The organism is Oceanobacillus rekensis, assembly GCF_002153375.1.
GTDB lineage: Bacteria > Bacillota > Bacilli > Bacillales > Amphibacillaceae > Oceanobacillus > Oceanobacillus rekensis.
On sequence record NZ_MTBQ01000001.1, the window covers coordinates 1 to 13,810 of the forward strand.

General features: G+C 34.8%; 18 protein-coding genes and 1 rRNA gene. 14 read left to right on the top strand and 5 right to left on the bottom strand.

Annotated features, from left to right (window positions below; translation table 11 throughout):
• Positions 1–135: 135 nt before the first annotated feature.
• Positions 136–251: ribosomal RNA gene (rrf, locus tag BV906_RS00005) — 5S ribosomal RNA — on the top strand.
• An 81-nt stretch (positions 252–332) separates the two neighbouring features.
• Positions 333–518 (top strand): type Z 30S ribosomal protein S14, encoded by a 186-nt coding sequence (locus BV906_RS00010; RefSeq protein WP_087971424.1) that lies wholly within the window; start codon positions 333–335, stop codon positions 516–518.
• Between the two features lie 214 nt (positions 519–732).
• On the opposite strand, the gene BV906_RS00015 is transcribed toward BV906_RS00010, so the two are convergent.
• Positions 733–1,812, bottom strand: a complete 1,080-nt coding sequence (locus BV906_RS00015) for a sulfate permease (protein WP_087971425.1) — start codon at positions 1,810–1,812, stop codon at positions 733–735.
• A gap of 355 nt (positions 1,813–2,167) precedes the next feature.
• Between BV906_RS00015 and BV906_RS00020 the strand changes: the two genes are divergently transcribed.
• From BV906_RS00020 to BV906_RS00030, 3 genes are read left to right on the top strand one after another with little or no spacing between them, the layout of a single operon-like run.
• Complete coding sequence (locus BV906_RS00020; protein WP_087971426.1) at positions 2,168–2,854, top strand: 2-phosphosulfolactate phosphatase; 687 nt, start codon at positions 2,168–2,170, stop codon at positions 2,852–2,854.
• The gene (locus BV906_RS00025) at positions 2,851–3,615 is read left to right on the top strand and encodes a phosphosulfolactate synthase (protein ID WP_087971427.1); all 765 of its coding nucleotides are present in this window, start codon (positions 2,851–2,853) and stop codon (positions 3,613–3,615) included. The genes BV906_RS00020 and BV906_RS00025 overlap by 4 nt, the downstream gene beginning before the upstream one ends.
• A gap of 26 nt (positions 3,616–3,641) precedes the next feature.
• Positions 3,642–4,040: a VOC family protein gene (locus tag BV906_RS00030; RefSeq protein WP_087971428.1), complete on the top strand. Its 399-nt coding sequence runs from the start codon at positions 3,642–3,644 to the stop codon at positions 4,038–4,040.
• Between the two features lie 189 nt (positions 4,041–4,229).
• Here the strand turns inward: BV906_RS00030 and BV906_RS19060 are convergent, their stop codons facing one another.
• Positions 4,230–4,397, bottom strand: a complete 168-nt coding sequence (locus BV906_RS19060) for a hypothetical protein (RefSeq protein WP_245843778.1) — start codon at positions 4,395–4,397, stop codon at positions 4,230–4,232.
• A 213-nt stretch (positions 4,398–4,610) separates the two neighbouring features.
• On the opposite strand from BV906_RS19060, the gene BV906_RS19290 reads away from it, so the two are divergent.
• Positions 4,611–4,766: a hypothetical protein gene (locus tag BV906_RS19290; protein ID WP_176330225.1), complete on the top strand. Its 156-nt coding sequence runs from the start codon at positions 4,611–4,613 to the stop codon at positions 4,764–4,766.
• A gap of 138 nt (positions 4,767–4,904) precedes the next feature.
• Here BV906_RS19290 and BV906_RS00035 read toward each other — a convergent pair whose 3' ends face one another.
• Complete coding sequence (locus BV906_RS00035; protein WP_087971429.1) at positions 4,905–5,594, bottom strand: YetF domain-containing protein; 690 nt, start codon at positions 5,592–5,594, stop codon at positions 4,905–4,907.
• A gap of 416 nt (positions 5,595–6,010) precedes the next feature.
• Positions 6,011–6,634, bottom strand: coding sequence for a transcriptional repressor LexA (gene lexA, locus BV906_RS00040; RefSeq protein WP_087971430.1), 624 nt, complete (start codon positions 6,632–6,634; stop codon positions 6,011–6,013).
• 287 nt (positions 6,635–6,921) lie between these two features.
• Between lexA and BV906_RS00045 the strand changes: the two genes are divergently transcribed.
• The 8 genes from BV906_RS00045 to BV906_RS00080 all read left to right on the top strand — a co-directional run bounded on the left by BV906_RS00045 (position 6,922) and on the right by BV906_RS00080 (position 13,176).
• Positions 6,922–7,560 (top strand): YneB family resolvase-like protein, encoded by a 639-nt coding sequence (locus BV906_RS00045; RefSeq protein ID WP_087971431.1) that lies wholly within the window; start codon positions 6,922–6,924, stop codon positions 7,558–7,560.
• A gap of 91 nt (positions 7,561–7,651) precedes the next feature.
• Positions 7,652–7,885: a DUF896 domain-containing protein gene (locus BV906_RS00050; protein ID WP_087971432.1), complete on the top strand. Its 234-nt coding sequence runs from the start codon at positions 7,652–7,654 to the stop codon at positions 7,883–7,885.
• 216 nt (positions 7,886–8,101) lie between these two features.
• Positions 8,102–10,105, top strand: coding sequence for a transketolase (gene tkt, locus BV906_RS00055; protein ID WP_087971433.1), 2,004 nt, complete (start codon positions 8,102–8,104; stop codon positions 10,103–10,105).
• 331 nt (positions 10,106–10,436) lie between these two features.
• Complete coding sequence (gene sirA, locus BV906_RS00060; protein WP_087971434.1) at positions 10,437–10,898, top strand: sporulation inhibitor of replication protein SirA; 462 nt, start codon at positions 10,437–10,439, stop codon at positions 10,896–10,898.
• A 46-nt stretch (positions 10,899–10,944) separates the two neighbouring features.
• A complete protein-coding gene (locus BV906_RS00065) occupies positions 10,945–11,166 on the top strand; it encodes a YneF family protein (protein WP_087971435.1) in 222 nt (73 codons plus the stop codon).
• 278 nt (positions 11,167–11,444) lie between these two features.
• Entirely contained in the window at positions 11,445–12,149 is a 705-nt protein-coding gene (locus BV906_RS00070; protein ID WP_087971436.1) for a cytochrome c biogenesis CcdA family protein, read from the top strand.
• Positions 12,150–12,213: 64 nt separating this feature from the next.
• A complete protein-coding gene (locus tag BV906_RS00075) occupies positions 12,214–12,645 on the top strand; it encodes a Na(+)/H(+) antiporter subunit B (protein ID WP_087971437.1) in 432 nt (143 codons plus the stop codon).
• A 63-nt stretch (positions 12,646–12,708) separates the two neighbouring features.
• Positions 12,709–13,176, top strand: coding sequence for a CcdC family protein (locus tag BV906_RS00080; protein WP_087971438.1), 468 nt, complete (start codon positions 12,709–12,711; stop codon positions 13,174–13,176).
• A gap of 30 nt (positions 13,177–13,206) precedes the next feature.
• Here the strand turns inward: BV906_RS00080 and BV906_RS00085 are convergent, their stop codons facing one another.
• Positions 13,207–13,665: a DUF2621 family protein gene (locus BV906_RS00085; RefSeq protein WP_087972141.1), complete on the bottom strand. Its 459-nt coding sequence runs from the start codon at positions 13,663–13,665 to the stop codon at positions 13,207–13,209.
• Between the last annotated feature and the right edge of the window lie 145 nt (positions 13,666–13,810).

Consider the following 13,810-nt stretch of genomic DNA (forward strand, 5'->3'; position numbering starts at 1 on the left):
TCGAGGACTTAACTAAACTTCTTTATTGATGTGTTGATTTACTCTTATTTAGTTTTTAAGGTATAAACTAAAAAATACCTTGCATTTTCATATGAAAATGTATATAATAAAATTTGTCCTTATTTTTAAGGAAGGTCTGGTAGCAATAGCGAAGAGGTCACACCTGTTTCCATCTCGAACACAGAAGTTAAGCTCTTCAGCGTCGATGGTAGTTGGGGCTTTGCCCCTGCAAGAGTAGAACGCCGCCAGGCAAATTAAAAGAAGCTAATACGGTATCTCGTATTAGCTTCTTTTTAATTTAAAATCCAATTGAAGAGTAAGGAGGAGACCGTATGGCAAAAACGTCTTTAATTGTAAAGCAACAAAAGAATCAAAAATATTATGCCCGCGAATACACTCGTTGTCATCATTGCGGAAGACCACATGGTGTATTGAAAAAATTTCAGTTATGTCGAATCTGTCTCCGTAAATTTGCACATAAAGGACAAGTACCTGGCCTAAAAAAGGCTAGTTGGTAAATAAAATAATAAAATCCCCTCTCATCAACGATTAAAGTGATATGAGAGGGGATTTTTTTTGATTTGAGAGTTTTGACCATTAAATAAATGTAAAGTTAATGTTTTGTTTCACTTAGCACAATTTGAAAAACAGAATTTCTAATAAGAGTCTTACAAATGATTAACTCTCCAAAAACTAAAACTTACTCTTATATTATTTTGTTTAATTACCAACTTATTTTTTAGTTACTATTTTTTCAACTACTATTGACTGACTTTTCCGGCCAGGTTTCCACAAATTTACGCAATAGACGAATATAATAAAAACAAATAATATTGCTACTCCCGAAAAATCAAAGTCTATAAATAGTTTGACTAAATTATAGGAGATTACAAGGGAAAAAACGGGTGAAATAACCCAAGTTTTAGCCAATTTTACAACTATAGCCTTTTTCCATATTTCCTTTCCCTTGTCGGAAGCCCCTATGCCCATAATGCTGCAGGTTGTTATTTGAGTATGTGGGACTGGAATACCGAAGACGGAAGCAATTATAACTAAAGATGCCCCAATTCCGGATACTGCCGACCCTTGTAATAAACTCAGATTTGTTATCTTTTTACCATTTGTTTCAATTACGTTAGCCCCGAGAAAAAATGCTCCTGAAGCAACAAATAACCCTCCGATTATAATCCCATATTTCATATCAATAATCCCAGCGGCGATAATAGGTCCCATTGCATTGGCTACATTATTCATCCCAGAAGAAAAGGCTTCTAAAAATCCTGTGAGGATGACTAATATGGCCAATATTTTTGGCCAGTTTCCTTTCGAGAGGAAATATAACTTTTTATCCATTATTTTAATTACCTTGTTAGCTAAATAGGCCAGTAGAAATGAAATGAGAGGGACAAGTAACCAAAACAGGAAAATTATGACGATTGTTTTAATGTATAATGCTTGATAAGCAATACCAACCCCAACGATAGCTCCTACAGTCACTTCGCTGGTAGATAGAGGAATACCACTAATATTTGCTATAAAGAGAGAAATTGATGCAGCGGTAAGTATAATAAGAGCAACATTAACTGAAACGATATTTTCTGGTATTATTTCTGAACCTAATGTTTTAGCAACTTCTCCTCCTCCAAATGCAGCTCCGAGAAATACACCTATCCCACAAATGAGCAGTGCGGTTTTCTTGTTTTGCAGCACCCCGGAACCGTATGCTATACCCATCGAAGCTGCAGCGCCGCTTGCTCCAATATTAATAGCAAAAAAGCAGGCAATGATACAGGCAAGTATTATAAGTAACACGTTTTATAGCTCCTGATTAGATGTGGTGCAGTCCATATTCTAATATTTTTGGAAATTGCCCACCTTCCTGATCTCTGTAATTGTTTACCCCAATTACAAAAGGTTGATATTTTCTCCATGGTAATCCTCCATATGGTATAGATTTAATGGTTTAGTATTTTTCCTCCAATTGTTACTAGGTATTTGCCTTAGAATAAATATATTCAATATGGCAAATGATTGTTAAGGAAATTCTCCCGAAAGAATCGGTTCACTTAAACAGTAACCAAAATCATCTAGGCGAATATACTTAACATAGCTAATTGAAGGGGGAAAGGATTAAAACGATACATCAAATAATTAAGGAGAATAGTATATGCAGGTTAATATATACCAAGGAAGGGCACCTTCTCCGGAAGCTGCTAATATTACTATTGTAATTGATGTGATAAGAGCCTTTACTGTAGCTCATTATGCCTTTTTACGAGGTGCTTGCAATATATTCCTTGCAGAGACGGTAAAACAGGCATTTCGAATCCATAAGGAACATCCTGAATTTTTACTAGCAGGAGAAGTTGGCGGTTTATCGATAGAGGGATTTAATCTAGATAACTCACCTCACCACATTAATGATAAAAATCTTAGAGATAGGACACTTGTTCAAATGACTACGAATGGCGTACGTGCAACCTTAAACAATTTATCATCGGAACAAGTGTTTGTGACCGGTTTTACGAATGCAAAACAAACAGCGCTTTTTATTAAAGAGAAAATGGTAGAAACGAGTAAAGTTAATATTATTGCATCACATCCTTTTGGAGACGATGACCTGGCTTGTGCAGAATATATAACTAGTATTTTGCAAGAATCTGATGCAATTACAAAGAATGAAGTAATTAAAAGAATTCTTAATTCATCTGCGGCTCAAAAATTTTTTGACAAGAGTGAACCGAATTTTAAAGAGGAAGACATTTTTTTATGTGCGAAGGAACTAAATTCAGATTTTGTAATGGAAGTAAATAAATTTAGTAGGACACCAATGATTGAGAGGGTTAGCATATGATAGAATCGGGACTGAATTTGCCGGAAAGGACCATGAAACCAAGAGAAAGTGGTTTAACAATTTTAATAGACAACGGTGCCCCCTTGAACTTATTTATGGACACCGTCAATAGTTCTAGTGGCTATATTGATTTCGTTAAGTTTGGTTGGGGTACTTCACTAATAACTCCTTTGCTGGAACAGAAAATAGAGGCTTTGCAGGAAATTGACATTAATTTTTTCTTTGGTGGTACACTTTTTGAAAAATATTTAAGCCAGGGTAAAACGGAAATGTATTTTAACCTTTGTAAAAGGTTTCACTGTAGTTATGTAGAAATTTCAAATGGTACAATAACGATTCCTAACAGTGAGAAGGCAAAATTCATTAAAGACTTTTCAAGTGAGTTTGTGGTTTTCAGTGAAGTCGGCAATAAAGACAATTTTAGAGCTGATAATCAGGACTCCCTGGAATGGATAGAAAGCATTCATGAGGATTTAGAAGCTGGAGCGAATAAGGTTATCACCGAAGCAAGAGAAAGTGGGACCAGTGGAATTTGCTTAGAAAATGGAGAGATTAGAAGTGATATCTTTGAAGAGATTTTAGGTTCAGGGATACCCATTGATAAGCTTATTTTTGAAGCTCCAAATACAAAAATGCAGACTTTTTTTATTAAATATTTTGGGCAAGATGTAAACCTTGCAAATATAGCCTTATCAGATGTTATTTCATTGGAGACGCTTCGTTTAGGATTACGGTCTGATACATTTAACTTTCACTTGTAAAAATATTATTCAAAGGAGAGAATACGATGAGAGACACGAATAAAGTATTTCATTTAGCAATTCCATGTAAAGATCTGGATGAAACGGTGGATTTTTATGAAAGACTTGGATGTGAGCTTGCCCGAAGGTATGATGATAGAGTAACATTCGATTATTTTGGTGACCAGGTTGTGTGCCATTTAAGCCCGGATGATATTGATGAAAAACCAAAAATGTACCCTCGGCATTATGGCATTACCTTTTTAGACAAGGTTGAATATAACCAGGCTTTGGAACTTGCCATTAAACAGGAACTTCCTTTTTTTGCAAAGCCAATGGTTAGATTTGAAGGCAAAAAGGAAGAACATATGACATTTTTCTTGACTGATCCAGCAAATAATCTTTTGGAATTTAAGTATTATCACAATATTAGTATGGTTTACTAAAATAGAACTAATTAAAACGATAAAAGCGCTGGAATTTTATTTCAAGTGCTTTTATCGTTGTTCATTAAATTCTCTATATCGTTTATTAAGGTTTTGGATATTAAGTTACCAAGGAACTACCCTGTAAAAACTCATAAAGCGCAGAATATCCTCATGTATGCCACCATTTTCTCTAAAGGTGAATTTTATTTAACTTTTACTTGGGTCATACTCATCATAGGTAAGTCTTGTAACAGTAGTTGATTCACCTTTTTTAATTTCAGACTTGGTTGCCTTTTCTCCGTACGAACTCTCTGGGTCCATACCTGGAGCAACAGGTATATGTTCCGTTGGTAAATTTCTTTTTATTTTATCCAATAGTAATTCCTCCATTCTGGTAAGTAGTTTGTATTAAATTTTTTAACTTAACTTCTATTGTTAATCTATATGGGGATTATATGTATTTTTAGTTTAATAATACTCCTGTGACTCCTGAAAAAACCCATGATGTAACTATTATAAACCTCCGTTTATTCTGACAGGTTAAAGTAAATGCAGTTGGGTATTTTAATTAGTGAAGGAGGAATAATGATGACAAGCCAAGAACGAGATAAATTTGTTAAAAATCAAAATAGAGGAAAAACGGACTTTCCAAATAATAGCCAACGAGCGAATAACGTAGATCCAAAAACGAATAACCGTAAAAATTCAAATACTAGTCCAGGGGCAACAGGACGAGGAATTTAACTATAAAAAGTTGAGTGGGTCATATACGATTACACTCAACTTTTTATTATGTTTCACCTATATTAATACCGGTGTAGCAGCTACTACTTACTATAGGGAAGGACCAATGTACCAAAATCAATAAAAGACTTCAAGCCTTTAATCCTTCTTTTTCTTATCCACGAATAGGGTTCCATCGGTTTGAATCTGTCCAAAAAAAACCTCCGAAGCCGAATTGATATTTAGTTGCTTTAGTTGTTGAGATAACCAATCAGTATTAAGGTTTAAATTTCCTAAATTTTTAGTTAGTATCTTACCATCCGATATAACTTCTGTTGGAATAGGAAAAACTTTTGATATGGTAGGTATATTCATATCCATTTTGGTCAGTACTTTTTTATCCTCTTTTTTCATAACCGATAATTTACCATCCGTTTCAAATATAGCATAATCAACGTCTGCCATACTAAATATCTTTTGTTTTCTTAACATGGCATTCAATGAATCTAAATCCAATCTGGTTTTATGAAATGCCTTTTCAACTATCTTTCCTTCTTTTATGACAATTACAGGATCACCAGTCACGATTTTCCTTAACTTTTTTGATTTGATGTCAATAAAGTCCATAATTAAAGTGAAAAGAGACCATCCAATAAGTGCTATAACTCCATTATGAATGCTAAGGTTTTGATTGACTACCAGATTTGCGGTTACTGAACCAATTGCAATGGCAGAAACAAAGTTAAAAAAAGTCATTTGGCTAATTTCTTTTCTTCCCATCATTCTTGTTAGGGTAAATAGCACGATAAAGCCAATTGCAATTCTTATTATTAACTCAATGATATTCATATATAAAATTACCGCCTTCAATGTTTATTCTTAGCATTATAGGCAGATTATAAAAATGTAAACCATGTAAAATTATAAATTAGTAAAAGATAAATGTGTAACAATAGACAGATTTTTACTATTTATTGGAAACTTGCAAAGGGACATCCGATTAATCGAGGTACTTTAAGACAGGTGCTATTATATGCCTTTAGCTTTTTCACCTACTTATGACTGTACAATAGGCTAAACGAGTTTAAGAATCTTGAAATATACTCAACCATGTTGTGAAGTCCTCATTCCTTTATAAATAGATAAATTTACCAGATGTTACGGAACTATTTTGGGGTGGGAGTGAATAAGAGCCATCAATTTATGATGGCTCTTAAAGTTTTTCTCGGAATAAGCGGTTTTAACTAATGATAAAAGCCACTTTTTTAATGAATATTTCTGTATAACCCGATTACTTTTCCTAAGATTGTAACATTTGGATAAATTAAAGGATCCATTGTAGCATTTTCCGGCTGTAGACGGATATGACCTTTTTCCTTGAAAAACCGTTTTACAGTAGCTTCGTTATCTTCTGTCATGGCCACTACAATATCACTGTTCTCCGCAGTGTTTTGCTGTTTTACAATAACCATATCTCCATCAAGAATCCCCGCTTCTATCATACTTTCGCCGTCAATTACAAGAATAAATAAATTGTCATCCGGACTTGAAGTAGAACTTGGTAATGGGATGAATTCTTCTATATTCTCCACAGCAGTGATAGGAAGCCCAGCTGTTACTTTTCCAATTACCGGTGCATATCGTGCTTCGTTTTTGGGGATTTGATTTTCGTCGGAATGTTCAAGAATCTCAATTGCTCTGGGTTTCGTAGGATCTCTTCGAATGTAACCTTTGCTTTCTATCCTTTCGAGATGTCCATGCACAGTCGAACTGGAAGCAAGGCCAACAGCTACCGCTATTTCACGAACGGATGGTGGATAACCTTTTAGCTTTACTTCACTTTTTATAAAATCAAGAATCATTTGCTGTCTATTTGAAAGTTTTGTCATCTATAATTCACCTCTATCATAGGATTAATTAATAGTAGTTTACCATTTTTAATGTAGATAAGCAAACATTCGTTCTAAAAAATATTGACAGGACCGTATGTTCGGTAGTATACTTTGTTTATACGAACATTAGTTCTAAATAACTTTAAGGGGGACTATATTATGTTTGAAAGAATTTCAAAAACGGATGCTTTTTATTTAATTGCTTTTGCTTTATCATTGGGTTTCCTATACTTTTCCATGATTATTAGTGGTTAAGTAAATTTATTAGTTGGGAGGGTCAAAGGTTGAATGCAATTATTTACTGTCGTGTGAGCACAGACAAGAAAACACAGGAAACATCATTAGCACGGCAAAAAGAGGAATTACTCCGGCTTGCCGATAAATATAATTTTACTGTCATCGACTCGATTGAAGAGCAGGTGAGCGGATATGATATTGAACGGGATGGTATTTTTAAAATGTTGGATTACTTTTCGGAAAAGAAAGCAAATTGCTTACTGATTCAGGATGAAACAAGACTTGGCAGAGGAAATACGAAAATCGCTCTATTTCATCAGCTTCAAAAGTTACGTATTCCAATTTATACTGCAATCCATGAAGGTGAACTGGAATTGACGGAGTCGGACTCCATGGTGCTTCAAATTGTTGGAATTGTCGAGGAATACCAACGTAAGATCCACAATATGAAAATAAAAAGAGGGATGAAAAAGGCGGTAAGTGAGGGTTATAATCCAAGACAGAATCTTTCCAATAGCAATAAGGCACCAGGAAGGGAACGGATTTCATTTCCCATCGAAGAGGTTATACGCTTAAGAAATAATAAGTTGACGTTTGATGAAATAACAAAAACGTTGAATGGTCTAGGTTATAATGTCTCTAAAGCGACGGTACATAGGAGATATCTAGAATCCCAAAACACTTGAATATCCAAGCATGGTAGCGTACGATATAAGGGCAGGAATACTCAAAATTCTTGCCTTTTTAATTTGTTGAATTTACCGGGAGGTTAATGAAATGCTATCAAAAGAAAAGCTTGCGCGTATTAATATATTAGCAAAAAAAGCAAAAAATGAAGGGTTAACAGAAAAGGAAAAAGTGGAACAAAAAACATTGAGAGAAGAGTATCTGGACAATGTCAGGGGATCTTTCAAAAACCAGTTTAAATCAATGACTGTTATCGATCCTGAAGGTAAAGATGTAACACCTCAAAAAGTACGTGATCTTCAGAGTAAGAATAAAAAAAACTAGGAAACCTAGAATGAGCAGAACACTATATTTAATTTGGTTGACAAACTAATTGAATGTAATCACTTGTTGTAAAGAGCTTTTCATTATAGAATGTAATAGGATATTAATTTCCTTAAAGTGCGTGTTCTAAAATGAGGATAAAAAGGCAAATAAATTCATCGCTTCATTTTAACCGACCTTTGGAATAACCACTTAAAATTGAAAGGAGTAATAATTATGTCAGAAAATATTGAACAACTATCCGTCAATACGATTCGTACATTAGCAATTGATGCAATAGAAAAAGCTAACTCAGGTCATCCGGGTCTTCCAATGGGGGCTGCACCGATGGCATACACACTTTGGACAGACTTTATGAATCACAATCCGAAAAGTTCAAAATGGTTTAATAGAGATAGATTTGTACTCTCTGCTGGGCATGGTTCTATGTTGCTTTACAGTTTGCTTCACTTGTCTGGATATGATGTTACCATTGATGATTTAAAGAATTTCCGCCAGTGGGATTCAAGAACACCGGGACATCCTGAAGTAAACCATACAGATGGTGTCGAAGCAACAACAGGTCCACTTGGTCAAGGTCTAGCAATGTCTGTTGGTATGGCAATGGCAGAAGCGCATCTTGGAGCGAAGTTCAACAAAGAAGATATGTCTGTTGTGGATCATTTTACATATGCTCTTGTTAGTGACGGTGATTTGATGGAAGGTATTTCCCATGAAGCTGCTTCATTTGCAGGACATTTAGGACTAGGTAAATTAATCGCACTATATGATTCCAATGATATCTCACTTGATGGTGAATTAAACCGTTCTTTCTCTGATAATACAGATCAACGCTTTAAAGCTTATGGTTGGCAGGTTATTCAGGTAGAAGATGGTAACGATTTAAATGCAATCCGAAGCGCAATTAAAGAAGCACAAGCTAACACAGAACAACCAACTTTAATTGAAATTAAAACGATTATTGGTTATGGTTCACCAAATAAATCTGCTTCTGCATCCTCACATGGTGCACCACTTGGATTGGATGAAGTGAAGTTAACGAAAGAATATTATAAATGGACACATGAAGATTTCCATGTACCTGAAGAGGTATATGCAGATTTCAAAGCGAAAATTGTGGACAACGGTATAGAGAAAGAAACTGAGTGGAATAATTTGGTTGAAAACTATAAAGAAAAATATCCAGAACTTGCAGAGGAATTTGAATTAGCACTAAAAGGTGAACTGCCTGCTAATTGGGACAAAGAACTTCCTGTATACAAGCCTGAAGAAAAAGCACTTGCAACACGTGCATCATCCGGTGAGGTTTTAAATGGAATTGCAAAATCAGTACCTAATCTTTTCGGAGGAAGTGCAGATTTAGCAGGTTCAAATAAAACGTACATGAATGATGATGCTGATTTCACAAGAAGAGACTATGCAGGCAGAAATATCTGGTTTGGTGTACGTGAGCATGCGATGGGTGCAGCACTAAATGGTATGGCATTACACGGTGGTCTCAACGTATATGCTGGTACATTCTTTGTCTTCAGTGACTACTTAAAACCAGCAATTCGTTTAGCTTCTATCATGAATGTGCCGGTTACGTATGTGTTTACACATGATTCTATTGCGGTTGGAGAAGATGGGCCAACACACGAACCTGTCGAACAAATAGCAGGATTACGTGCCATTCCTGGACTTTCATTGATAAGACCAGCTGACGGAAATGAAACACAGGCAGCATGGAGACTTGCAATCGAATCAACTGATCAACCGACAGCATTAGTCTTAACAAGACAAAATTTACCTACACTTGAAGGAACAAATGAAAATGCATATGAAGGTGTTAAAAAAGGTGCCTATGTAGTAAGTAAATCAGATAAAGAAACACCTGATGCACTATTACTTGCAACGGGTTCTGAAGTACAGCTTGCTGTAAGATCTCAAGAAGCTCTAAAAGAGAAGGGTATTGATGTAAGTGTTGTAAGTATGCCATCATGGGATCGTTTTGAACAACAAGACGCGGCATATAGGAACCAAGTAATTCCACCACAAGTTAAAGCACGTGTTGGAATCGAAATGGCTTCATCATTTGGTTGGGCACGTTATGTTGGTGACCAAGGTGCTGTTATCGGAATAGATCGTTTCGGTGCTTCTGCTAATGGTGATAAAGTGATAGAGGAATATGGCTTTACAGTAGAAAATGTAATCAGTCATGTTGAAAAAGTTTTAAAATAATAAGAACAAAAGTGGAAGTGCCCAGATAGCGACGTATGGACTTCCCTTTAGCTGATGTTGATTTAGAGTACAGAGGCGAGGGAGGTCAAATACGCTAAAGTACATGAAACTTGCAGTGTTGTTCATGTCCGTGGGTTAATTGCTGCCAAATTCTTATGCATTATTAAAAAAGATGGTTCTTTCAAGTTAAGAGCCATCTTTTTTAGTGTGAAATGCTTACGACAGGTAATCTTCTTTGAATTCGACAAAAGTAGTTAGTATTTGCATTATAATATGACAACTTTCTAAATCCTCTTTAATTATAATAAAAGATAGAGGGAGGAATATAGAAATGTATGAATACTCTATTTATTGGATTGAAAAAGAAGTTGCGAAAAATTACTTCCATAAAAGTGATATTCTTTTACGATTTTTGAAAGAATATGAAGCAGAACCTGACAGGAATGATTTAAAATCTCAATACACATATATTGCTCGTGATATTCAATATCATGAAATTATTTCTCACTTGAATAATCGTACTGAAAAAAATATAACTATCTATACAGTAGGGCAAGCCATTTATATTCGTAGAAAAGACCAATCTATCCGTCTCCAAGTAGAGAATGGATTATTAAATTTTCAATGTCACCATCTTCAGGAAGCCGTCCTAATATTATTCCCAATGCTTCAGGACATTCACCCTTTTCTATTTGTGAAGGGAAGAAATGTATCAAATTACGGTTGGATTTCTCCTATTATTCAACAAAAGAATATCCACAAGGTAAGACAAGTATTGTATTCTTACCACTAATTTAATATACTATAGAAGAGACAACACGAAGGAGGAAAATCTAGAAATGGGCACAATTTGGGTCGTACTAATTGCTATAGCAGCATTAATTGCTGGTGTTGCTCTTGGGTTTTTTATTGCAAGAAAATATATGATGAGTTATCTAAAAAAGAATCCACCGATTAATGAGCAAATGCTTCGAACTTTAATGATGCAAATGGGGCAAAAGCCATCACAAAAGAAAATTAATCAGATGATGCGTTCAATGAACAATCAAAATGAGAAGTAACCCTTGATGTATAATGGTGTTATATTGTATTAACTAATCTGTTTTCACATAGATGAAATGTTATTTGGTTAACTACCTTTGTACTTTAAGCACTAATATGTCTACTTTACGTAAAGACCACTTTTTCCAGCAATGAGCGGGAAAAGTGGTCTTTATATGTGAAAGTTTATTGTCTTTTTTATCACCTTTTATAAATACTCCTCATTTTGCCAAATTCAAATCGTTTCTTTTACTACTGAATCTGTTAGAATTAATGATGGATAACTAGGAGGGTTACAATGACAGAAATAAATATATTCCTCGCATTTGGGGCAGGATTCTTATCGTTTATATCACCATGCGTATTGCCGCTTTATCCGGTATTTTTATCGTATATTACTGGGATGAGTGTAAGCGAAATCAAAGAAGAAAATAAGAAGGTTAATAAGAAAGCACTCATACATACGATTTGTTTCCTAATTGGTTTCTCAAGTATTTTTATTATGATCGGATTTACAACTACACATATTTCTGAGTTTCTACTGACTTATCAGGATATGATTCGGCAAATTGGAGCAATTTTAATTATTTTCTTTGGTTTGGTAATTGTCGGTGTACTAAATTTCGAATTTCTAATGAAAGACAGAAAGATTCAATTCAAAAATCGCCCTGCAGGATACTTTGGTTCCATTATAATTGGAATGGCCTTCTCACTTGGCTGGACACCGTGTACAGGGCCAATTCTTGCAATTGTACTTTCGTTAGCTGCAACCAATCCAGATATCGGTATGATTATGATGATTAGTTATATACTGGGGTTTTCCATTCCATTTTTACTCTTATCCCTCTTTATTGGAAAATTGAGCTGGATAAAAAAACACAGTGCACGCTTTGTCAAGATAGGTGGATGGATTATGATATTCATGGGTGTTGCCTTGTTCTTTGACTGGATGACAAAACTAACTGCATTTTTAGCAGGATGGTTTGGTTTTTCGGGATTTTAATGGATTTTTAGCTGATATTATATTACTCTTATATATATCAGTATAGGTAAAGGGGATTTTTGTTATGGACAACTACAAGCCGAATAATATGATTTTACAGACGACAACATCTTTGATAGCCTTTCTTTTATTAGGTTTTGCGGTATATTTACTATTTGCTGGACATAATTCACCTGGGGGCGGGTTTGTCGGAGGATTGATGACTTCGGGAGCAATATTACTATTAAATATGGCATATGGAAGTCTTACTGTGAAAAAAATGCTTCCTATCAATTTTACAATGCTCATTCCTATTGGTTTACTTATTGCAATCGCAACCGGTCTAGGTTCATTCATCTTTAATGTACCATTTTTATCCCATACATTTGGTTATTTTACGTTTCCAATATTTGGAGAAGTAGAGCTGGCAACAGCTATGTTATTTGACTTCGGGGTTTATTTTACTGTTGTCGGTGTCGTTATGACAATTATCTTATCGATTGCAGAAGACCAATAACAGGTGACGATTCTGATGGAATTACTTTAGCATTGATACATGTATACGAGAGAGTGATGTGAAATGTTTTGGTTAGTTGCAAGCACTGTAGGTGCAGCTTTAATGGCTTCTGCAATGATTGTTGTGCGTCTAAGAGCATCCAAAAAGCCAGCTTCCATTAAAAAAATAGTACTACCACCTCTTTTTATGAGTACTGGTGCTCTAATGTTTGTTTTTCCAGTATTCCAAATTGCTTGGATACAAGTACTCGAGGCTTTTGTGGTGGGAATGTTTTTTTCAATATTTCTTATTAAATCATCGAAGTTTGAGATTAGGGATGATGATATTTTTCTAGTACCATCAAGGGCTTTTCCGTTAATATTAATTGGTCTACTTGTTGCTAGAATTATCATTAAACTTCTTGTAGGTAGTCAAATTTCTCTCGCTGAGACCAGTGGAATGTTTTTCATACTTGCATTTGGTATGATTTTTACTTGGAGGATTGCGATGCTCTATCAATTTTTACAATTAAAAAAGCTGAGCTATAGATAATGCGCTTAACTGTTGTTAGGCGCATTATCTTTATTTATATTTCGTTTCCCAGTTATCACTATAATCTGCTGTTGATAGTTTGAAAAGATGTTCATATGGTTTGACATCTATTTCCTTCTGTTTTAGTTTTTTTCTTAAAAATTTATGGTCACGTTTGGGGGTTGCCAGAATGTACCCTTCAATTAATGTAGTCTGACTAATGTAATCCTGCTCTTTTTCTAATGTTATTTCTCCAATCTTACTGGCAATCCTGTGTCTGGCCACATCTCTGAACAGTTCTGGAACTGGAGATACTAATTCCTCGAGTAAGTATTTTTCTGGCGCCTTCCACATATGTCTAGTCTTTTCCATATAATATTCTTCCCAATCCATAACCGATTTACCATCATCTTTCGGCAACTTCTTAAGGAACTTTCGAAACATAAAATATCCACCAATTGCCATTAAGCTAATAAGCAAAAATCCCCATAATATAAGAATTACTGACACTTTATTCACCTAATTCTTTCCTGTTATTTACAAATAATGGTTAATTTTTTCAACATTTAATTTATCTTTTGTCATTTTTGTAGTAAGATTACTTATAAATTAAGTGTTATTAAAAGATTACCATTACTTTCATTATAATAGCACG